The 20,849-nt window shown below is 64.6% G+C and carries 17 protein-coding genes and 1 tRNA gene; 3 read left to right on the top strand and 15 right to left on the bottom strand.

Annotation, left to right across the window (positions count from 1 at the left end; translation table 11 throughout):
• Positions 1-16: 16 nt before the first annotated feature.
• The 12 genes from ASE34_RS13125 to ASE34_RS13070 all read right to left on the bottom strand — a co-directional run bounded on the left by ASE34_RS13125 (position 17) and on the right by ASE34_RS13070 (position 15,193).
• Positions 17-1,654, bottom strand: coding sequence for an amidohydrolase (locus ASE34_RS13125; protein ID WP_056279357.1), 1,638 nt, complete (start codon positions 1,652-1,654; stop codon positions 17-19).
• A gap of 33 nt (positions 1,655-1,687) precedes the next feature.
• A complete protein-coding gene (locus tag ASE34_RS13120) occupies positions 1,688-3,106 on the bottom strand; it encodes an alpha/beta hydrolase domain-containing protein (protein WP_056279355.1) in 1,419 nt (472 codons plus the stop codon).
• 126 nt (positions 3,107-3,232) lie between these two features.
• A complete protein-coding gene (locus tag ASE34_RS13115) occupies positions 3,233-4,018 on the bottom strand; it encodes an ABC transporter ATP-binding protein (protein ID WP_056279353.1) in 786 nt (261 codons plus the stop codon).
• On the bottom strand, positions 4,015-4,998 hold the full coding sequence (locus ASE34_RS13110) for an ABC transporter ATP-binding protein (protein ID WP_056279352.1): 984 nt from the start codon (positions 4,996-4,998) through the stop codon (positions 4,015-4,017). Before ASE34_RS13110 ends, ASE34_RS13115 begins: the two co-directional genes overlap by 4 nt.
• On the bottom strand, positions 4,995-5,894 hold the full coding sequence (locus ASE34_RS13105; protein WP_156784795.1) for an ABC transporter permease: 900 nt from the start codon (positions 5,892-5,894) through the stop codon (positions 4,995-4,997). The genes ASE34_RS13110 and ASE34_RS13105 overlap by 4 nt, the downstream gene beginning before the upstream one ends.
• Positions 5,891-6,895: an ABC transporter permease gene (locus ASE34_RS13100; RefSeq protein WP_082586645.1), complete on the bottom strand. Its 1,005-nt coding sequence runs from the start codon at positions 6,893-6,895 to the stop codon at positions 5,891-5,893. The genes ASE34_RS13105 and ASE34_RS13100 overlap by 4 nt, the downstream gene beginning before the upstream one ends.
• A 102-nt stretch (positions 6,896-6,997) precedes the next feature.
• Positions 6,998-8,539, bottom strand: a complete 1,542-nt coding sequence (locus ASE34_RS13095) for an ABC transporter substrate-binding protein (RefSeq protein ID WP_056279345.1) — start codon at positions 8,537-8,539, stop codon at positions 6,998-7,000.
• A gap of 525 nt (positions 8,540-9,064) precedes the next feature.
• On the bottom strand, positions 9,065-10,216 hold the full coding sequence (locus ASE34_RS17915) for a flavin reductase (protein ID WP_162253857.1): 1,152 nt from the start codon (positions 10,214-10,216) through the stop codon (positions 9,065-9,067).
• A gap of 106 nt (positions 10,217-10,322) precedes the next feature.
• A complete protein-coding gene (locus ASE34_RS13085; protein WP_157538251.1) occupies positions 10,323-12,044 on the bottom strand; it encodes a CocE/NonD family hydrolase in 1,722 nt (573 codons plus the stop codon).
• Complete coding sequence (locus ASE34_RS13080) at positions 12,019-13,326, bottom strand: LLM class flavin-dependent oxidoreductase (protein ID WP_056279341.1); 1,308 nt, start codon at positions 13,324-13,326, stop codon at positions 12,019-12,021. The genes ASE34_RS13085 and ASE34_RS13080 overlap by 26 nt, the downstream gene beginning before the upstream one ends.
• Positions 13,327-13,422: 96 nt before the next feature.
• Positions 13,423-13,959: a nuclear transport factor 2 family protein gene (locus ASE34_RS13075; protein ID WP_056279339.1), complete on the bottom strand. Its 537-nt coding sequence runs from the start codon at positions 13,957-13,959 to the stop codon at positions 13,423-13,425.
• A gap of 670 nt (positions 13,960-14,629) precedes the next feature.
• Complete coding sequence (locus tag ASE34_RS13070; RefSeq protein ID WP_230100475.1) at positions 14,630-15,193, bottom strand: aldehyde dehydrogenase family protein; 564 nt, start codon at positions 15,191-15,193, stop codon at positions 14,630-14,632.
• Between ASE34_RS13070 and ASE34_RS17630 the strand changes: the two genes are divergently transcribed.
• Together ASE34_RS17630 and ASE34_RS13065 are read left to right on the top strand one after the other, a co-directional pair.
• Complete coding sequence (locus ASE34_RS17630; RefSeq protein WP_082586642.1) at positions 15,177-15,368, top strand: substrate-binding domain-containing protein; 192 nt, start codon at positions 15,177-15,179, stop codon at positions 15,366-15,368. The two genes, ASE34_RS13070 and ASE34_RS17630, sit on opposite strands and share 17 nt — an antisense overlap.
• Positions 15,369-15,564: 196 nt before the next feature.
• Positions 15,565-16,101 carry a hypothetical protein gene (locus tag ASE34_RS13065; RefSeq protein WP_056279336.1) on the top strand — a complete coding sequence of 179 codons (537 nt, stop codon included), beginning with the start codon at positions 15,565-15,567 and terminating at the stop codon, positions 16,099-16,101.
• A 98-nt stretch (positions 16,102-16,199) separates the two neighbouring features.
• On the opposite strand, the gene ASE34_RS13060 is transcribed toward ASE34_RS13065, so the two are convergent.
• Positions 16,200-16,289, bottom strand: a tRNA-Ser gene (locus tag ASE34_RS13060).
• A 147-nt stretch (positions 16,290-16,436) separates the two neighbouring features.
• On the opposite strand from ASE34_RS13060, the gene ASE34_RS13055 reads away from it, so the two are divergent.
• The gene (locus ASE34_RS13055) at positions 16,437-17,213 is read left to right on the top strand and encodes a hypothetical protein (protein WP_056279334.1); all 777 of its coding nucleotides are present in this window, start codon (positions 16,437-16,439) and stop codon (positions 17,211-17,213) included.
• A 292-nt stretch (positions 17,214-17,505) separates the two neighbouring features.
• Here ASE34_RS13055 and cydC read toward each other — a convergent pair whose 3' ends face one another.
• Positions 17,506-19,179 carry a thiol reductant ABC exporter subunit CydC gene (gene cydC / locus ASE34_RS13050; RefSeq protein WP_082586641.1) on the bottom strand — a complete coding sequence of 558 codons (1,674 nt, stop codon included), beginning with the start codon at positions 19,177-19,179 and terminating at the stop codon, positions 17,506-17,508.
• Positions 19,176-20,843: a thiol reductant ABC exporter subunit CydD gene (gene cydD / locus ASE34_RS13045; RefSeq protein WP_056279332.1), complete on the bottom strand. Its 1,668-nt coding sequence runs from the start codon at positions 20,841-20,843 to the stop codon at positions 19,176-19,178. The genes cydC and cydD overlap by 4 nt, the downstream gene beginning before the upstream one ends.
• Positions 20,844-20,849: the final 6 nt, after the last annotated feature.

The raw sequence follows: 20,849 nt of genomic DNA, 5'->3' as shown, positions 1-20,849 counted from the left end.
CGCTCGCCTGCGGCGCTCAGAAGCGAGCATCGTGTGAGTAGACTTCTCGTCCGTCGACCCAGGTCGATACCACGCGGGCCTCCCCGATCTGCTCGGGAGGTGCGGTGAACGGGTCAGTGTCGAAGATGGCGAAGTCGGCGTCATAGCCCACGGAGATTCTGCCGGCTCGGTCCTCGAGGCCGTTCACATAGGCAGAACCCGCCGTGTACGCATCCCAGATCGACCTTAACTGCATGGCCTCTTCCGGCAGGAACGGGCCCGGGTTCGGCGCTCCCGTCGCGTTGCGATTCACGGCGACGTGCATCCCCGCGACCGGACTGATGTCAGAGACGGGCCAGTCACTCCCTGCTGCGATTCGGGCACCAGCCCGCTCCAGCGTCCCAAATGGGTACTGCAACTCGCGTAGCTGAGGATCGAGGAACGGAATGGTCAGGTCATCCATGTACGCATCGCTCTGCGCCCACAGCGGTTGGAGGTTCGCGATCGCACCGAGCATCGAGAAACGATCCGCGTCGTCCGGCTGCACGATCTGCAGGTGCGCAAGGTGGTGTCGCTGCAAGGAAGGGCGCGGCAGCGACGAGATCGCATCGAGCGCATCCCGAACCGCTTGATCGCCCAGCGCGTGGAAGTGCATCTGGAAGCCGGCTGCGTCCAGTTCCTTGGCGGCGGACCCGAGTTGCTCGAAAGGCACGAGTCTCATCCCATGGTTCTCGGTGGCATGACCGTGACCATCGTGGTACGGCTGGGTGAGGAGCGCGGTGAAGTTCGCGCAGGTCCCGTCCAGCATGATCTTGATTGAATCGGCGCGGAAACGCGGCGCCCAATCGCGCGCACGATTCCGGCGCTCGATCAATTCGCCGACCTGGTCCAGTCCGCGGTTCCTGTCCCACCACAAGGCGCCCCGGACTTTCGCCTGCAGGTCGCCGCGTTCCAGTGCCTGAAGGTATACGTCGAGCGCATCGATACCGTTGTCGTGCACACGCAGAATGGCGTCCTGCCACCCGGTGATTCCGTGTGAGAAGCAGTGATCCTGGGCGACGAGCAACCCGCGGTACATGGCACCGAAATCGGGTTCGGGTGCGACGGACTGCACGAGCATTATGGCTCCCTCGTGCAGGGTGCCGGATGGATATCCGTCTGCTTCTCTCTCGATGCGCCCATCGGATGGATCAGGCGAGGTCACTCCGATGCCCGCTGCGCGGAACGCCGCGGTATTAGCCCACGCACTGTGCCGCTCCCCGCTGCGCAGGATGGCCGGACGACCGCCTGTCGCCGCGTCGAGCTCCTGGCGCGTAGGAAGCCCATTCGGAAAAACGTCCTGCCTCCATCCCCCACCGGTCACCCACGCGTCCTCCGGCAACACCGCTGCGAACTCAGCGACGATTCGAAGAACCTCTTCGCGGGTCGCCGCTTGGTTGAGATCGCACTGACCACGTTCCGCCCCTCCCATGATCGGATGCAGGTGGGCGTCGATGAAACCCGGACTGAGCAGGCCGCCGGCAAGGTCGATCTCATCGGCCCGCCCGATTCGATCGCCCACCTCGCCTCTGGTCCCGATCGCAGCGATGACACCGTCTACGACGCCGACCGCAGCCGGCCGCGAACCGACCCCCGTCACGTAGATCGAACCGTTTACAAAGATCTTGGAAGCCATTTCTTGTTCCTCTCAGGACTCGTGCTCGGACACTCAGAAGTCGATGCCGTCGAGGGCATGGTGCAACGCGGCCGGCACGTGCTCAGGCAGATACCAACGCGCCTCGACGAGCTCCGCCAGCCGCCTTTCGACGCGTTCTCTGTAGACCTCGATTGAGCCGTAGAGGCCTCGCATCTCACCTGGGGAAAGGACCCGATGCTCCCAGTGCTTCATCGTCAAGGGGCCATCGACATCGGCAGCCATGAATGTGCGAGGCAGGTCGACGTCGAGATAACGGACCCCGCCTCGAGCGTGCCCTGAGGGGTCTTTCACCGAGCGCAGCGCTCCGTAGTCCACACCCGCCATGTCCCGGACGTACGACGCCGGAATATCCACGACGATCGGATCGGCGCGGGGCGGTGTCACACCCCTGGTCCAGAGGACGATGTTGTCGAGGGCCGCTGCGAGAAGGAAGATCGTCGATACATGTTCCGGCTCATCAGCCAGATCACCCTCTGGCACCGGACGCGCATCGACGGGCTTCTCGTAATGAACTCTGCGAACCCCACTGATGTGACCGCGACCGGGGATCTGATAGCACCTGTAGAGGTCACCTGGCGTGTCGCTGTCGCCCCGACTGTGCCATTGGTGCTGCATGACCTCATCTTCAGTCATGAACTCCATGACGGGAACCGATGCCCCGCGGACGACGCGCCGCGGGTCGTCGAGCTCAAGCTGATCGAATTCGCCGATCGGCCTCAAGTCTTCGTCGAAGTCCAGTTCGCCATCCCGGTTGATGTTCACATACCCCATCGGCCCGAACCCGCCGCTTGAGACTCCGATCACATAGCCGTCGATGATGTCGTGACCAGCCTCGAGACTGTGCAGTTCGTGGAGATGCTCCGAAAGGTAAGTACGGAGGAAGCTACCCGACTGCGACCATCCGTTCGCAATGATCCGCTCCGCCGGCTTGAGCCCGGGGAGCAGACCGCCGCCCTCGGATGCGCGGAGAGCGCGTCCGACAGCAGCGATCATGTCCCAGAGCAGCCCGTCGTGCCCTATCGACAAGTGCGCGTACCTCGTAGAGGAGCCTGCCTTCAGCGCCTCAACGATCACGTTCTTGCACGTGAGTCCCACGTAAGCATCACCACGCTGGAGGATGTATCCCGCCGCATCAGGCCAGAACATCGATGACTCCATCCCGCCCGAAGGGTTCAGGAGCTCGAAGTGCACGTTCCCGCTAAACTTCTCCGGACTGAGAGGGAAGACGCTGACGACACGACTCGTGAACTCGGAAGTGGCGGTCACCGAATGGGGAAGAGCGCCGTTGCCATCGGCGAAAACGCGCGCCGGAGCCGAGATCGTGTATTCCCGGACGTCGTAGCCTGCGTCACGAATGGTCGCGAGGTTCTGCGAGATCTGCTCGGGGAGGTACGACGGAGATTCTGTCGCACCGGGAATCTCGTTGATCATGCCGGATGCCTTTCTCTAACTGCCTGGTCATTGGTTGAGTAGTGGACGATCACTCATCCCCATCGTCGCCAGTGGGTGTTCCGCAGCGGCAACGGAGTGGCGAGTGCAGCGCCCGTCGGACACGGTTCAACTGGGAAGAACGCGGGGAGGGATCGGCGTGTGGCCGAACGCTGAGAGCAGAGTGCGCGTGTAGGCATGTTGCGGCGCGTTCATGATCTGGTCGGTCGCGCCGCTTTCGACGATCACACCGCCCTTGAGGACCGCCATATCGTCCGTCAAATGATTGATCACCGAGATGTCGTGGCTGATAAACAGGATCGTCAACCCCAGCTCCCGCTGCAGCCCCATCAAGAGATTCAGAATCTGTGCCTGCACGGATACATCGAGTGCGGAAGTTGCTTCATCCGCTACCAGCACCCGAGGTCGACATGCCAACGCGCGGGCGATCACGACGCGCTGTCGTTGACCACCGCTGAGGGAACTGGGAGCCCTCTCTACAAGGGCACCGCTGAGACCGACCTGCGCGAGCAGTTCGATCGCCCGGTCGCGCGCCCTGGCGCGCCCCTGCCGATCTGCGACAGCAACCGCCTCGGTCACAGCGGCGAGCGGTGACAAGTACGGGTTCAGCGCCGCGAACGGATCCTGAAACACCATCTGCACGGATCGGCGCATACCGTTCCTGCGCGAACTGCGATCCCAGCGCCTGCCTTCGATGAGAATATCGCCGTCCGTCGGTCGGCGCTCGTCGACGACGAGTCTGCCCAGGGTGGACTTCCCCGATCCGCTCTCCCCGACGAGCCCTGTGATCGTACCCGCCGGAACCGCGAGGCTGATGCCTTTCAAGACCTCTGGACCGTTTCCGGTGTACCGATAACGCACGTCACGTAGCTCGATCGCTGGGGTGTCGCTCATGCCGCCACGACCTTCTCTGCATGGTGGCACGCGGCCGCGTCGCCCGCGCGCACGTTCCTGAGTTCAGGCACCGACTGGGCGCACACTTCGGTCGAGAACGGGCACCGTTCGCGGTAGACACAACCACCGTCCCGCCAATCGACAGGTGGTCGCGGGGCGCCCGGTATCGCACCCAGAACCGTCTTTCGCGCTGCGAGCGTAGGATCTGCCTGGAGTAGAGCTCTCGTGTACGGGTGGGACGGTGCGGACAAGACAGTCGATGTCGGGCCGAGTTCGACGATTCGACCTCCGTACATCACGGCAACTTGATCGCAGACTCGGCGGATCACACGCATGTCATGCGACACGATGACCATTGCCATGTTTCGTTCCTTCTGCACCTGCTGGATCAAACCGAGCACCTCGTTCTGGACTGTCGCGTCCAGGGCTGTCGTCGGTTCGTCAGCAACGAGGATGTCGGGGTCGCCCGCGAGCGCGAAGGCCAGCATCACGCGCTGCCGCATCCCGCCGGAAAGCTCGTGGGGATAACTGCGAAGCACCCGGTCAGGGTCGCGCATCTGCACTTGTTGCATCAGCACGCGTGATTTGTCGCGCTTCACTATCCGGGTGCCGACGAGGATGTCGTTGAGCTGACTGCCCACCCTGCGCACGGGATTGAGGCCGGCCATGGAGGCTTGCGGCATATACCCGACGCGTCGACGCCGCAGTTGAGCCCAGCGGCGGGTATCGGCTCGCGCGAACTCTTCGCCCTGGAACTCGATCGAGCCCGCGTCGATGGTTCCGCCGGAGAGGCTCAACATTCCCACCAGGGCACGGCAGAGCAGGGACTTTCCAGAACCTGTCTCCCCGACCACGCCGAGGGTCGTTCCGGGAGCAGCTTCCAGCGTGATCGGACCAAGCCTGACGCTGTCTCCCACTGAGAACTCGAGGTCTCGGACTCGCAGGCTGAGCTGCGCTTCCGGCGCCGTGTCCAGAGTCATTCCTGTCTCCTCAGTTTGCGCGAAGTGCGATCGAGCAGTCCGTCGGCGATGACCGACGCTGCGACCGCCGAGATGGTCAACGCGAGCGCAGGGAAGATGACCTGCCACCAGGCGAAGACGATTGAGGAGCGCCCCTCGTACATCATCGATCCCCATTCCGGAGTGGGCGGCGGTACACCAGCTCCCAGGAACGGGAGGCTGGCGACGAATCCGACGATGATCACGGCGTCGGCGACCGCATAGGTCCCGGTCACGGCAATCACAGCAGGCATGATGTGGCGGAACGTGATCCGACCTTTCCCATATCCCATCAACTCGGCGGCGACGATGTAGTCGCGTGATCGGAGGCCAGCGGCCTCGGCACGCGCGAGACGCGCATAGATCGACCAGCCGACGACCACGATCCCGACGAGGATCTGAAACACTCCCGGCGGCGTGCCCAGCACACTGACCTGATTGCCGACGGTGAGCAGAATCAGAAGGATCAGCAGCGGAAAGGGGACGGCGATGAGTGCGTCTGTCACCCTCATCAGGACCGTACCCCAGGTGCGCCGCCTCGCCATGCCGGCCAGAGTGCCGAGGAGTGTCCCGATCGCCAGAGACACGAACGCCCCTACCAGTGCCACGAGGTAGTCGACGTGGACGGCGACGAAAGTCCGGACGAAAACGTCGCGCCCGAGCACATCGGTCCCGAATGGGTGCTCGGGGGACGGTGGCGCCAGAGGCGGCCCGCCCAGCTCGTTAGGGCCGTAGCCGATGAGGACGGGAGCGAGAAAGCTCATGATTACGAAGAGCAGGAGCACTACCGCGCCGGCGATGATCTCGGTGAGACCACGTTCGGCACGGCGTCGTTTCGCCGCGAGAGGAATAGCGGTTGTCCGCGGAATGGTAGTCACTGAACACGCACCCTTGGGTCGGCGATCGTGTAGATCATGTCGGTGATGAGGCTGATCACGACCGTGAAGATGCCTGTGAACACGGTCACCCCGACGATCACGGGATAGTCGCGTTGTCCGACGGCCGTCACGACCACCGAGCCGATTCCCGGAATCCCGTAGAGCGCCTCGATCACCACCGCGCCGCCGATGAGCACCGCCATGCTGAATCCCACAAGGGTGATGATCGGGAGAAGCACGTTGGGCAGGACGTGGCGGACGACGAGCGAGAGCCGCGAGACGCCACGGCTGATCGCGGCCTCCACGAACTCCTCGCCCATCAATCTCGTCGACTCACGCTCGATTGATCGGACGAAGATCGGCGTCATGAATAGCGCCAGGGCCAAGCTGGGAAGCCAGACGTATCGCAGCGTGCTCGGCCATTCCCTCGACCAACCCCCCGCAGGCGCCCAGTGAAGCTGAACGCTGAACAGGATGAGCAGGTAGATACCGATTAGGAAGGACGGGATGGCGATGAGGACGACCATCGACATCCGGAGGACGCGAACGCCTCGAGAGCCTACCCCAAAGGCGGGGAGGAGACCAAGCGGAACAGCGATGACGAGTGTGAAGAGGATCCCCGTCACAACCAAGGAAAGCGTGACGGGGAGGGCTTCACCGACGATGAAGAAGACCGGCTGGTCCGAAGTCATCGACGTTCCGAAGTCGCCGATCAGGAGCCCCGCGAGCTGATTCAGGACCTGAGAGAAGAGCGGTTGGTCCAGACCGAGCTGATCACGCAACGCCTCGAGCGTCTCGGGCGTCGCCTGCATACCCAGAATGGCCTGCGCCGGATCGCCGGGTACGAGCCGGACGAGCACCGCCGTCCCGACCACGATCAGCGCCACCACAATGACGAGCTGCAGGATGCTCTGCCCGACTCTCCGCACCAACCGTGACCATCCGCGTCGTCCCCGGGCAGGGGAGGAGCCTGCCGCGATGGCCTCCGTCGTGGCACTCATGATCTCTCACCCTGAGATGAGATAGAGGCGACTACGAACCCGTCCATGTCTTTTCCTTGCGCGTGAATCGAGAGGCTCGGGCGACGGGCGAGGGCGCGCGGCCTACTGGCCGGCAATCCACAACTCCGAGTTCGGCTGCAGACCGATCACGTCGACGAGGTTGGATCGAACGCCGTAACTGCCCGTCACGCCGGAGACGGGAATGATCGGCGTCCACTCTTCGAACACCTGCAACACCTGGGCAGATGCCGCTTCCTGGTCCTGTGGCGTCTGAGCTCCGAACAGATCATTGAACGCGGGCGCGATCTGTTCGTTCTCGCAACCGGCGAAGATGCACATCGTGGCAGCCGGGTCGAAGTTGCCCTTCGCAGAACTCGGAGCATTGAACTTGCTGAACGTGACGATGTTGAGGTCGAACGCGCCGTCCACCGAGTTCTGAATGAACTGCTGGTCCTCGACGGGCTGGATGTTCATGTTCAGCCCCAGCGGCTCGAGCTGCTGCTGAAGCACAGCGGCCACTCGACCCGCCTCGTCTGAGGCGCTCGCGAAGTAGCTGACGGTGAACGAGCAACCGTTCTCGCAGGCGGTGCCTTGGAGCAGCTTCTCCGCCTGGGCGATGTCCTGCTTTGCATAGACCTTCACCGGTACCGGGTAGTCCGCCACGGCAGGGTACGGCCCACTTTGAAGTATGACGTCCGGCCCGAACGCGGACGTCGCCAGGGCCTCGCGATCGATAGCCCACGCGATCGCCTGGCGGATGCGCACGTCTTCGAACAGTCCACCCGGCCGATTGTTCGGAACGATGAAAAGGCTCGCGAGACCGTCGACCTGCTGAGCCGTCACGTCTCCCGAGAGCTGTGCCGACACTTCGTGCGGCAGCGCAGGAATGAAGTCCACATCTCCGCTCTGGAGGCGCTTGACGCTGGTGGGAGTGTCTGCCACCACACTGAACTCGAGCTTTTCGACCGCGGGGTGGGTTCCTGCGAACGTCTCGTTTCGGACGAGCGAGAACGAGCTCCCCTTGACGTTGCCTTCCGGAACGTAAGGACCGGAGAAGACGGGCTCACCTTGGAAGTAGTCCTCGTCCGTCGCAGCGGCGGCGGGAAGGATACCCATGGCCGGCACGGCCAGCATCTGATCGAAATTCGCAAACGGCATGCTCAGTCCGATGGTCACCGTCCTGCTGTCGGGCGCCGCCAATTCGACGATCATCTCTGCGTAGCTCTGGTTAGGCCCCGGGGTGTCCCGCAACCTGGTGAGGGACGCCACGACGTCTTCACTCGTCAACGGCGAACCGTCGGAGAACGTCAGATCAGGCTTCAAGACCACTGTGTAGATCGTGGCATCGCTTGAGGCGGTCACGCTCTCGGCGAGCACGGGCTCCGTTTTAGTTGCACTGCCCCGAACGAATTGCACGAGTCGCCCACTGGTCAGCGCGACGATCACGGAGTCAGACAGGTAGGGACCCATGGCCGGATCGATAGACGTCACGGACGTGGTGAGATCGACGTGAACTTCGGTCAGGTCAGCCGGCGCCTGGCTTGCACCCCCGTCTCCGGAACATGCGGCGAGGGCCAGCGACGCAGCTGCAAGAACCGACGCCCCCCATAAGACGGTGCTTCTGGACTTCCGACTGTTGACCATCTCTACTCCTCTGTGGTGCGACGGGTGGGTCTCGCTCTGTGTCATGGCTAGGGAACTCGCGCCTTTTCTGTTCGACTCGAAGTGCTTTCGCTGGCCTTCACGACCAGAGTTCCCGCGTTGAGAACAGGCTACCCAGCCATAGTCATATCGTCAACTAGTGAATTAGCTTGAGCTTCCAGAAGATGCCAAATCGGCCGTATTCACAGGCATCGAGGCGCAATCAGGGCAAATGTAGACCGTGGGCAGATTCAGAAGTTAACTTCTCGGCCTGTCGGATCAAGAGCGTCTGACTGTGGTCACTGGGAGAGAACGGCTGATGCCGCTGGCCACGAAGACGAAGATCGACCTGTCACTTTCACTGAATCTTGACCTCGTCAATGTCGCCGTGACAGTGGATACCGAGATCCTGCCGTTGAGGGCGCTCGACATGGCGGCGTCGGGATCCGCGAGGCCCTCGCCAGTCATACGCATCACTCACACGACGGCTCGGGACATGGCGAGAATCTGCACCGGCCGGGAGGTGATTCACAACGCGCCGCCGCCCAGCCTGATGAGTTCCTTCGCGGCGTCCGTGACGAACGAAACCTGAGTGCGCACGAGTTCACTCGCGGTTTCGGCATCGCGACTCTCGATGGCCAGGGCCAGTCTGTGGATCAACGGGTGACCGGACTGGTCGCGCCATAGAGGAGACTGATAGGTCTCGCGCCAGACAGTGGCGAGACTCAATTGCCGAAACTGGAGCTCGAGCTGCCGAGATCCGGCAAGGCTGACAATCGCAGCATGGAAGTCGAGATTGTCACGCAGGAACGCGTCGAGTGCATCGGGAGTGCCGGTTTCGCTCTTGGCCAGGGCATGCCCACGCCGGACAATGTCGAGCACTCGGTGATCTGGGGCGTCGTGCAGGTACGCGTCGAGCACACCGACCTCGATCGTCTGGCGCGCTCCATAGAAGTCATCGACGAACTCCTCAGTAATCGGCGTCGGCGTGAACACGCCTTCCTCCGAACGCAACACGAGTCCCTCAGCGAGAAGCCGTACCAGTGAGTTGTACACCAGTGCAGATTCCGTCTGGAGTTCCCCGGCGAAATCGTCGATATGAATTTCCTCGCCGACGGCTGTGCGTCGCCGCAAGACGAGCTCGCGAACCGATTCGTAGCTGCTGGCTTCGAGTATCCGCTCAAGCGATCCGAATTTTCCTCGAAAGTATGCGAGAGGCTCCCCAGGCCGAGACCGCGCGTCGAGAACCTCTCCGATGAAGACGGTATGAGTTCCGCCGGGAGCCGTGTCTGCCACGCGACATTCGATGCTTGCGAGCGCACCCTCAATGAGCGGCAGTCCTCGCTCGCTTTGAGCGTATGGGACATCGCGGAACTTGTCGGCGCCTTTCGTAGCGAACCGAGTCGCGAAGTCGCGCTGTTCGAGCGCCAAGATGTTGACCGCGAATCGTCCCCGCTCACGAATGGCGTCATGAGTGGAACTCGATTTGTTCAAGCACACCAGCATCATCGGCGGATCCATCGACAACGATGCCACCGCGGAAGCTGTCGTCCCGAAGAGGCGGCTATCGGACTCGGTCGTGATGATGGTCACCCCCGACGCGAAGTGCCCCGCGACGTTCCGAAAGACTCCTTGATCGAGCGCGCCGACGGCGGCGGCGGGATCTGTTGACTGCGACATGACTACTCCTCATTCAAGAATGATCGGGTTCCAGTGCGTGGATGCGCTTCTCAACGAGACCGGCTCGCAACGGCAGAGCGCACTCCCAAGCTGTGTGTGTATGCGTTCAATCCGATTCGACGACCGGCAGGCGAAGAACGCTTTCATGGGCGCCCCCCGTGCAGATACTCCACGTGCCGACGGTCCGCGACTCCTCGTGGAGGATCTGAAGCGGTGGCACGCCACCCGACAACGGTCGCTTCATCCAATCTCGCCCTTGAATGGTCAGCACGAGGCTTTCGCCGGCATGAAAAGTTGTGCCGGATGCCCAGACCTCGATATTCAGGCAGACGGGCACTCCTGGCGTGAGGGGCTGCTCCGCATCATGCGGATGATAAGGGACCAAAGCGGTGGAGCGCGTGAGGTCAAGCGCTCTGTGGCTGGCTCGCAACCATCCGAGCGCGACGGGCCCGTCCGCGAAAAGCGAATTGATGGGAAAGAGCACCTCGGTTCCGTCGGCGCGCAGTTTTCGTACCACGATGAACACGTCTGCGTCCGTGCTTTCGTCCGCGCTCAACCAGATCGACAGCGAGACAGGTCCGATGACGTCCCGGTCTTGTGTGAACAGGTACGCAGCATCAAACGACTCGGTCTGCGGATCGAAAGTCGCAGTGGCTCTGGTCTCGGGCGGGGCGCCCGACAACGACCTGGTCGCGGCGTCCAGATGGAGCGTCTCGAAACGCTCCGCGACGGGCCAGTCAGGCAGTTCCACCCATCGGGATTCGGCGGAGTCGCCCGTGTCACGCAGCTCGGCTCGGACACGAGGCCAGTCGTGGATCCCGGATTCTCGTTGTTTGAGAAAGGTGTCGAAGAACACGCGCTGCCGTTCGACGCTCGCCGGCTCATAGAAGTACTGCCACTTCTTCTGCCCATGCACCTCCAGCCACTTGTTCGGCGAAACCATCGCTGCGAACGCATTGAGCGTGCCGCGGGTGTGCAGCCCATGGTCGCTCCACGATGCGACGACGTATGCCGGCACATCTATAGTGGCGAGATCTCCGTACTTGTCGGCGTAGTACCAGTCATCGAGGGGATGCGCCTCGAGATTGGCCGCAGTGTCTTCGGTGCGGGAAAGGCCATATGACACGTTCGTCGAGACTCGGGGCCGGAATCCGGTTTCGGGGATCCCCCCATGCGTTGCGAACTCCCGATACCAGTCGGCGAAGCACTCCCAAGGGCTGATGGCCTTGAGCGACGGAGGCTTCACCGACGCCGCCTGGTACTGGCTCCCCGCCAAGTACGAAACTCCCAGCATCCCGACCCGGCCGTTCGACCACGTACTGGCTCCCAGCCACTCGATCGTGTCGTAGAGATCGTCGCGCTCTTGTGGGCCATTATGGGAGAAGTCGCCTTCCGAATGCCAGAGTCCCCGGGGGTCGGCATAGGCGACGGCATAACCATGTCGCGTCCAGTAGACCGGGTCCGGCGCCTCGAAGCCGGTATGTGGCGAGATCCACTCCGGATCGACTCCCGACCCGGGGAACGTGGCCTTCGTGACCCAGTGCTTCCCGTACGGGCCCCACGCGAGCAGGACCGGAAGGTCTGTCGCCTCAGAAGTGGGCCGGTAGATATCGAGGTAGATCGTAGTTCCATCGCGAAGTCGGACTGCGGCATCCTTTTCGACGATAAGCCCACCGAGATCGACGGTCTCGTGAAGCAACGGCGGGGGCGCCGGCTTTCCGACCACGCTGGCGGGATCCGCACCCGGGCGATCGATAATCGCATGAGGGTCCAACGGCGATGACATCATGAGTGCTCCCACATCAAAACTGGAGACCGGGTCGCGCAAGTCCGAGATGGTCTCTCAGCTGTGTGCCCTCGTACTCCGTCCGAAACAGACCCCGGTTCTGCAGTTCAGGGACGAGCATGGAACAGATCCGCTCGAACCCCTCGGGGTTATAGGGAGAATTGAGATTGAACCCGTCACATGCGGGGGTTTCGAACCACTTCTGCATCCGGTCCGCGATCGTTGCCGGCGTGCCGGCAATCCACTGATGCCCTGTCGACCGCGCTCGATCGTGAATGAGATCGCGCAAAGACAGTTCCTGCTCGACCGACTTGCGACGATAGATCTCCTGGCGACTGGATCGCTGCGGAATCTGATCAAACCGCTCAGCCGGGACCGGTTCATCGAGGTCGAGGTCAGATAGATCCACCTTGAGGTCGCCTGCAATCTGGAGTCGCCCCTGCTCGACATCGAGGAAGGAGCTCAGCTCGGCCGCAATCTCGTCAGCCTCACGCTGTGTAGATGCGACCACGGGCACGATCCCCGGGATGATCTTCACGGCGTCGGGGTCGCGCCCATTCGCAGCGATCATGGACTTGCTTGAGGCATAGAACGAGACCGCTTGGTCGAAGTCCGGCTGGGCGGTGTAGATGGCATCTGCCACCGACGTCCCCAATGCCATGCCGGGACCGGAGGAACCGGCTTGCACAAGCACCGGGTGACCCTGCGGCGGCCGGGGCATATTCAGCGGCCCCTCCACCGTGAAGTAGTCGCCCGCGAAGTCGATCTTGCGCAGTTTTGCGGGATCGAGCCACCGACGCTCGGAGCGATCCACGACCACTGCGTCATCGGACCAGCTGTCCCATAGTTGCTTGACGACCTCGACGAACTCCTGTGCCCGACGATACCTCTGTGCTGGGTCAGGGACCTCTGCGAAGCCGAAGTTCTGATAGCCATCGCCAGAAGTCACGATGTTCCAACCTGCGCGCCCCGCCGAGAGGTGGTCCAGCGACGCAAGCATCCTCGCAACGTTGTACGGATCCATGAGGGACGTAGACAGCGTCCCGATGAGGCCGATATGGCGAGTTCGCGCCGCCAATGCTGAAAGCGTCGTCATCGGCTCATAGAAGCCGTTCATCATCGTGTCGCCACGCAACGTAGGTGTCGCGTGAACTACGTCACCGAAGAACAGCGCGTCGAGCTTGGCGTTCTCGGCTGTTCGCGCGATATCGGTGAGCAGGTCGAGTCCCGGCACCTCCTCTGCGCGGCTCCCCTGACGACACCAGCTGTTGCGGTGGTAGCCAAGCGGCATCACGAACGTCGTAAGAACCATCATGCGTGTCATGTCTTCAATCCGATCTTTCTGGAAGGGCGGGAGAACACTGAAAAAGTGGCAGAAGTCGTCGCGGGTTCGCGCCCGCTGAACGGCAAGTACTGAGCTTCAACGCCGTCGCAGACCGCCCCCGATGACGCCACCAGCAGCACCGACCTCGACCATCTCCTCGTCATGATCGGGCGCGTGAACGCGGAACCAGAGCTTGGAGATCTTCCATTCCCCGTTCTCCCGGACGTACTCAGTCTCGTAACGGCCTTCCGACCACGGCCCCCAGACGCGAAGCATGCCGAGCGAAGTCTTGAAGTCCGCCTGCAGTCGATGCCACGTCCACGTGCCGCGCGCTGCATCTCCATCGACCACGATGTCCGGCGACGACAGAATGTACCCATCGTTGCTCTGCACGACAGGAACCAAGTCCCTCGTGAACATGGCATCGATGGCCTCACGACCTCGGTGCACTCCGTGATGACGGATGTCGCAGAGCGCGTCCTCGGTGTAGGCGGAAGACACCGCTCGCCAATCGCGCGCCGCCAGGTCACGAATGTACTTGTGATGAAGCGCGGCTATGGCCTGAGTCGACTCGAGATCCTCGACCCTTCGCTCCAGTGCGATCAGATGCCGCGTCAGATCCTCGTGATTCACCGTCTGCCACTCCTTCGTTGCCGACTATTTGGTCACTCGAACGACCAACCAACTCGCCGTCCTGCCTTGACCAGCGTCAATGTCAGACTACGGAACGCGGCGTAGTTCGTCAACTACTGAATTACTTTCGTGCGGTTTCCACCATATTCTCAATACTTTGCCTCCCATGCAATTCACTCGTTCATGATTCGTCAGTCCGCACACCGCACGAAGAGCGAGTCCCACTCACCCTCTCCGCGGAGACCTGAACACCGACTGGCCGTGATTCTGGAGAACTTCCCGACACGCCTCGCTCGTCCGCTGCGGGGAGACCGAACTCGATGGGGTCCCGGGCCGGGTGCCTCTCCCCCTGGCCCTCGGCGTGGAGTCGCGACGAGATCACGGCGATCAGTGGTAGTGCTGGGTCGAGGGTGGACACGCGGGCGTGAGCAGCCTCAACCGGCTCGCGACCGCGGTCGCGATCTCCACCGGAGTGGTCTGGCTCCGCCGGCGCCGTGTTCTCGGCACGATCGCCGTCCTCTCGCCCCGTCCGCCTCTGCCGGCGACTGGTTCCAGGTCGCCGGATGGCACCCTAGTGGCTCTCGATGGCGTCACCCGCGCCGGGTCGTCGTCGGCTCCGACGCCCGTCACTCTCCCCGAGAAGGAAAGGAGTGGCCATAGAGGGTTTTTCTCACCGCGAGATAACCTTCGGGGCCGCGACGGCTTTGAGCCCCGCTACCCCGAACTCCTGGCCGTATCCGGACTGTTTGGTGCCGCCAAACGGAACCTGTGGATTGAGCGCGCCGTGCTGATTGATCCACACAGTCCCAGCCTGCAGACGAGCGGCTACGTCGAGGGCAGCATCGATGTCAGCCGACCAGACGGATGCCCCGAGCCCCTGCGACGAGCTGTTCGCCCGTGCGACAGCGTCGTCGATGTCGAAGTACCGCAGCACGGGAATGACCGGGCCGAACTGCTCCTCGACGACGAGAGAAGCGTCGTCTGCGATGTCGACGACGACTGTGGGCTGGTAGAAGAGCGGACCGAGGCCTTCGGCGGGTGCACCACCGGTGACGACTTTGGCTCCTCCGGACCGCGCCTCGTCGATGAGGCGGCTAACGATGTCGAATTGCCTCTGATTCTGAAGAGGTCCGAGGACATTTCCCTCTTCGAGTCCTGGTCCCATCGGCATCGTCGAGGCGAGCCGAGAGAGGGCATCCACGACCGAGTCGACCTGGATGACCCCCTTGCTCACCACCGTGCGCCAACCGCTGGAACAGCTCGCACAGCTCGCCGTCCAGGCACTCGTCCGGCGAGACCACGGCGACTTCATCGACTCGGACCGGATCGAGCTCTCGACCGAGCTGGTGATCCGTGAAAGCACTGCTCCACCGCGGTGGAAGGCAGCGATCGAGGCGGGTCCGCGGTGACCCCTGGCGCGAAGGCCGTCGCTGTCACGATCGCTGTCGCTGTCGCCGAGGTCGGCGGCGCTGACGCCGACAAGATCAGTGACCCGCGTGGTAATTCTAGGCACATGATCGTTGCTGGGTGCGGTCTTCTCGCGACGTCATCCCGCGCCCGCTGTAGTTCGTCTTCTGGTCCGGAGGCCAGCCAGTATTTGGGTCGGTGCGCCCCGCGCTCCGGCGTCGCGACGTCACCAAGAACGCGGTGGTCCCCCTCGCCAGCGGGCTGCTCGCCCGGCGCGACGACTACTTCACCGCGCTCGGCTCGTACCGGCTCGGCGACCCCGCGCCGCTCATCTTTCTGTTCGCCAAGTCAGCCCGCTTCGTAGCCACCGCGTCCCGCGACTCGATCGCACGGCTCAAAGTCGTGCCCGACGAGTGGCGCGCAGAGCTCAAGCCCCACGCTGGCTCCTCAGCCGAGACCGTCGCGTTCTATGACCACCCCGTCATGTCTATGCACGAGATCGGCGCCGCCACCTCAGGCACCACCACCCGCCAAACGTACAGTGTGATCGATCAACTCGTCGGCGCCGGCTTCCTCGAGGAGATCACCGGACGGAAGAAGGACCGGGTGTGGGCTGCATCCGAAGTCCTTGCCGAGCTTGACGATCTCGACCGCCGCATCCAGGAAGCCATGAAGGCGGAGCAGCGACGGGATTGGGAGTCCTCGAACTCGCAGTCGGCGAAGTGGTCGACCTGAGTTATTCTCGCGTTACCGCTGCGTTACTGCACTACAGCCTCGACACATGACGAAGGCCCCGCATCCCAGTGTTTCCAGGGGATTCGGGGCCTTCGTGGTGGCGGTGACGGTGGGATTTGAACCCACGGTAGGGATTAACCTACACAACATTTCGAGTGTTGCACCTTCGGCCGCTCGGACACGTCACCGCGGACTAGCTTACGACAACCCGCGCCACGGCGCGAATCGAGCAGTCAGGCGAGTACCGGCGCGGGCTTTTGTCCGGTTGCGCTCCCCGTCGGCCATCGAGCCGCCTGGTTAGGATGGCCTAAGGCACCGGGCACGGAGGGGACGCAATGGGCTTCATCACATCAGAGGCGCTGGCTGAGACCGGCTACGTGGTGCTCGACGACCACGACCAGGCGTCCGACCCTGCCGAGTGGCTTGATCTCGAGTACATCGGCTGGCGCTCATCCGGCGTCACCCGCTTCGCGCCGCTCGCGAGCTATGCCGGCGCGATCGAGTGCAACGGCTTCTGGAACCACACCCCGCCCCGCACCGACAAGGACGGCGTCTGGATCGAATCGCAGGTCGCGATCGCCCCGACCCTGCAGCGGCGCGCCCTCGAACCAGGTGCCGGAGTGGGCCGATGCCGCGTCATCGAGCTGCAGCCCAACGAGTACGCGGATGCCGTCTACAACCTGCACCAGGACGACAACAACCGCCTCAACGAAGACGGCACCGGCTGGGTCGTGCGCGGCTACTACAACCTCTCCGACGACACCGACTCGCTGCTCCTGCTGCGCTCCGACCGGTTCGACCCCGCGACCGAGATCCGCCTGCCGCTGCGCGAGGGCTCCCGCATCATCGTCGACACCCAGCGCTTCTGGCACGCGGTCTGGCACCGGGGCACCGCCCCGCGCTACGCCCTCATCACGTCGTGGACCTCGGGCCCCGAGCTCGACGCCTACATCGAGGCCAACCACGGCGACCCGCGCCCGGCCACCGTCGCGCTCGAGCCGCAGCTCGTCGACGACGCGCAGATCGAACTGCACCGACGCATCGAGGAGCGCCGCCGCGTCTTCGAGGCCCAGGGCATCGTGATGGAGCCGCGCGCAGACCTCAACGTCTGATTCGCGATCCCGGAGCGCCCCGCCCCGGTAGCGTCCGCCCACTCCGTCGACTGACCGTCTGCAGGGCCGAAGCACGTCTGCAGGACCAGAGCCCGGTTCTCGACCCGGCATCCATGCCCAGGTCCAGCAAACGGACGCTATGCACGGAGAACTTCGCCGCCGCAGCGAGCACACCTTCGGACCCCGAGACCGACACACCGGACGGGACGACGGATGCCACGGCGCGGCGCCCCCATCATCCGAACTTGTGCCAGCACGCCAGACCCACGGACGGGGACGACGGCCCCCTGACTCACCCCGAAACCGCGCGCCCGTCTTCCAACCTGACGACCCGGTCAACGGTTCCCGCAGGTGGAGCGACATGCGAGATCAGCAGTACCGACTGCTCCCCCGCCGCCTGCAGCAGATCACGCAGCAGAGCATCGGATGCGTCCGGGTCGACTCCCGCCGTCGGCTCGTCGAGCACGAGCACCGGGAAGCCGCGCAGCAGAGCTCGAGCCAGGGCGATGCGCTGCGCCTGACCGCCCGACACGAGGCCACCACGGTCGCCGACTCGCGCATCCAGTCCCCCACGCTCGCGCACCCACGAGCCGAGTCCGACTCTGTCGAGCACGGCGAGCAGCTCGTCGTCGGTCGCCGAGTCACGGGCGAACAGCAGATTCTGCCGGATGTCCTCGTCGAACAGCTGCGGACTCTGCTCGCACAGCCCGATCGTGCGGCGTAGCGCAGGACCCGAGAGCGCCGATGCATCCATGCCGCCGACGGAATACTCACCCTCGACCCGCAGGAATCCGACGAGCGCTGCGGCCAGCGAGCTCTTCCCCGCACCGCTCGGTCCCGACACGAGCACACGCTCGCCCGGATGCAGATCGAGATCGACTCCGCGCAGCGCGGGCGCCCCGCCCGGCCACCACGCCCGTACGCCTCGCAGCCGCAGCGCGGGAACGCCGTCGATCTCGGCATCGTCACCATCGTCGGACCGCAACTCGGAGGGCACCTCGGAAGGAAGCACGTCGTCGATGCGCTCGGCGCTCGACCGCACACTGCGCCAGGATGCCGCGGCGATCGGCACGGCGCCGAACACCTCGAACACGACCATGGGCACCAGCACGGCGACGGCCAGCCACGGGCCGTCGATCGCGCCGGTCTGCAGGCCCGGCGCCGCGACAGCCAGCGCCCAGACCGATGCGGCGCCCGCCACCGCAGAGACGGCCCCCGCCGCGATCGCCTGTGCCAGCGACGCTGTGCCGACGGCGCGGCGGAGCTCGGCATCCGCCTGCCGCACCCGCTCGCGGGCCTGCGGCTCTGCTCCGTAGGTGAGCAGCACGTCGAGCGAGCCGAAGTAGTCGGTGAGCGCCGCCGACAGGTCGCCTCGACGACGCGAGACAGCGGCCTCGGCGCGCGACCCGAACAGCCACCCGAGTCCGATCGCCGCGGCTGCGGCGATCACCAGACAGGCGGCCAGGGTCAGGGCAGCCGGTAGCGACACGAACGCGAGGAACCCCACTGCACCGAGCGCCACGAGCCCCGCCACCGCGAGCGGCTGAACCACGCGCAGCGGCAGGTTCTGCAGATTCTCGACGTCGTCGACCAGAGCCGACAGCACCCGCCCGCGGTCGGTGCGTCCGAGTCCGGCAGGCGACAGCGGAGTCAGCCGCCGCACCATGTCGGCGCGGGTCGACGCGAGCTGCCGCAGCGCCGCGTCGTGTCCGCTCAGCCGCTCGAGATACCGGGTGACGGCGCGCGAGACCGCGAAGAACCGCACGCCCACCACGGCGATCGACAGCGGCACGAGCGAGTCGACGATCGAGGCGCTGACGATGAGCCAGCCGCTCACTGCGAGCAGGCTCACCGCGGCCCCCGCCGACAGGAAGCCCCAGATCGCGCCCGGGAGGAAGCGACGAAGCGGCGGTTGCGCGAGACGCAGGATGCCGCGCACACGCGCGGCGGAGCTGGCGCCGCTCACACGCCCACCCCCAGTTCGACGACCTGATCGGCCACGTCCCGTGCCGACCGGCGGTGCGAGACGAGCAGCACCGTCGCCCCGGCATCCGCCCTCGCACGCAGTGAGTTCCACAGACGCTGCTCGGTCTCCGGGTCCAAGGCACTGGACGGTTCATCGAGCGCCAGCACGGCGTCGGGGCGCTGCGCCTGGCGATACAGCGCCCGCGCGACCGCGACCCGCTGCGCCTGTCCGCCCGAGAGCCCGCTGCCCTGCACACCCAGCTCGAGCGCAGGGTCGAGGTCGTTCGCGCACGCCTCATCCAGGGCACGGCGGATGCCGTCGGCATCCGGTGCCGGATCCCCCAGCGCCACATTCGCGGCGATCGTGCCGCGACTCAGCTGAGGGCGCTGTCCGCTCCAGGCCAGCCACTCCGACGGCGCGCGACCTCGCACATCGACTCCGGCGACCGCAGCCGAGCCTTCGAACTCGACGGCACCGCGCAGAGCCGCGAGCAGACTCGACTTGCCTGCGCCGCTCGGCCCCTCGATCAGCGTGATGGTTCCCGGCTCGGCTGTGAACGAGACCGGCGGCAGATCGCGCACGCGCAGACCGGAGACGACGAGGTCTCGCGCGTCGCCCGTTCGCAATTCAGCATGAACACGGCCAAAATCAGCGCGCAGCTCTTCTCCCGACACCGTGCCACGGTTCCGTGCTGAATTGTGAACGCCGACCTCCCGAGCCCCGGCCGCGTCGAGCACCTCGAACACATCCTCGGTCGCCGCAACCCCCTCGGCTGCCGCATGGAACTGCACTCCGACCTGGCGGATCGGCAGGAACGCCTCGGGCGCGAGCAGCAGCACGAACAGTCCGACCTCGAGCGACAGGTCACCCGACAGCAGCCGGAAGCCCACCGCCACGGCGATGAGCGCCACCGCGAGCGAGGCCAGCAGCTCCATCGCGAAGCCCGACAGGAACGAGAACCGCAGCACCTTCATGGTCTCGCGGCGGTAGTCCTCGGCCGTCTGCTCGATCTGCGCAGCGGCGCGGCGCTCACGTCCGAAGAGGCGCAGCGTCGAGAGGCCCTGCACGGTGTCGGCGAACCGCGCGGCGAGCCGCTGCAGCGTCTGCCACTGCTTGCGCTGCACCGTGCGGGTGGCGATGCCGATGAGGATCAGGAACAGCGGGATGAGCGGCAGCGTGATGACCGCGGTCAGCCCGCTCGGCCAGTCCTGCCACCACATCACGGCCACCAGAACCGGCGTCGCGATGACCGTCAGCACCAGCTGCGGGATGTACCGGGCGAAGTACGAGTCGAGAGCTTCGAGCCCGTGTCCCGCGGTGACGGCGAGCTCCGCCTGATTGCGCTGCGCGAGCCAGCTCGGCCCGAGGCGACCGACGGCGCCGATCAACGCGGCGCGCAACTGCATCCCCGTCTTCGCCGCGGCGCGGGTCCCGGCGGCATCCGAGGCCGCGATCAGCACCCCACGCAGTGCCGCGAGCCCGAGCAGCCACAGCAGCGATGCCGTGACGTCGCGGCCGGCGAGCGCGCCGGTGACGGCATCCGTCAGCATCCAGGCGAACGCGATCGTCACCGCCGTCTGAGCGACACCGATCAGGGCCGAAGCCAGCAGGAATCCGCGCGCCGCGGCGGCATACCGCAGCAGTCGAGGGTCGACGGGCTTCATCGCGCC

Source organism: Microbacterium sp. Root280D1, from assembly GCF_001428975.1.
In the GTDB taxonomy this organism is placed as follows: Bacteria; Actinomycetota; Actinomycetes; order Actinomycetales; family Microbacteriaceae; genus Microbacterium.
This window is presented reverse-complemented; position numbering and strand designations above follow the sequence as displayed.

What these genes read in the sequence shown, in the direction of transcription:
- ASE34_RS13125 (WP_056279357.1), bottom strand. Translation starts at nt 1,654, where the DNA reads ATGGCTTCCAAGATCTTTGTAAACGGTTCGATCTACGTGACGGGGGTC.
- ASE34_RS13120 (WP_056279355.1), bottom strand. Translation starts at nt 3,106, where the DNA reads ATGATCAACGAGATTCCCGGTGCGACAGAATCTCCGTCGTACCTCCCC.
- ASE34_RS13115 (WP_056279353.1), bottom strand. Translation starts at nt 4,018, where the DNA reads ATGAGCGACACCCCAGCGATCGAGCTACGTGACGTGCGTTATCGGTAC.
- ASE34_RS13110 (WP_056279352.1), bottom strand. Translation starts at nt 4,998, where the DNA reads ATGACTCTGGACACGGCGCCGGAAGCGCAGCTCAGCCTGCGAGTCCGA.
- ASE34_RS13100 (WP_082586645.1), bottom strand. Translation starts at nt 6,895, where the DNA reads ATGAGTGCCACGACGGAGGCCATCGCGGCAGGCTCCTCCCCTGCCCGG.
- ASE34_RS13095 (WP_056279345.1), bottom strand. Translation starts at nt 8,539, where the DNA reads ATGGTCAACAGTCGGAAGTCCAGAAGCACCGTCTTATGGGGGGCGTCG.
- ASE34_RS17915 (WP_162253857.1), bottom strand. Translation starts at nt 10,216, where the DNA reads ATGTCGCAGTCAACAGATCCCGCCGCCGCCGTCGGCGCGCTCGATCAA.
- ASE34_RS13080 (WP_056279341.1), bottom strand. Translation starts at nt 13,326, where the DNA reads ATGACACGCATGATGGTTCTTACGACGTTCGTGATGCCGCTTGGCTAC.
- ASE34_RS17630 (WP_082586642.1), top strand. Translation starts at nt 15,177, where the DNA reads ATGACCCCCTTGCTCACCACCGTGCGCCAACCGCTGGAACAGCTCGCA.
- ASE34_RS13055 (WP_056279334.1), top strand. Translation starts at nt 16,437, where the DNA reads ATGGGCTTCATCACATCAGAGGCGCTGGCTGAGACCGGCTACGTGGTG.
- cydD (WP_056279332.1), bottom strand. Translation starts at nt 20,843, where the DNA reads ATGAAGCCCGTCGACCCTCGACTGCTGCGGTATGCCGCCGCGGCGCGC.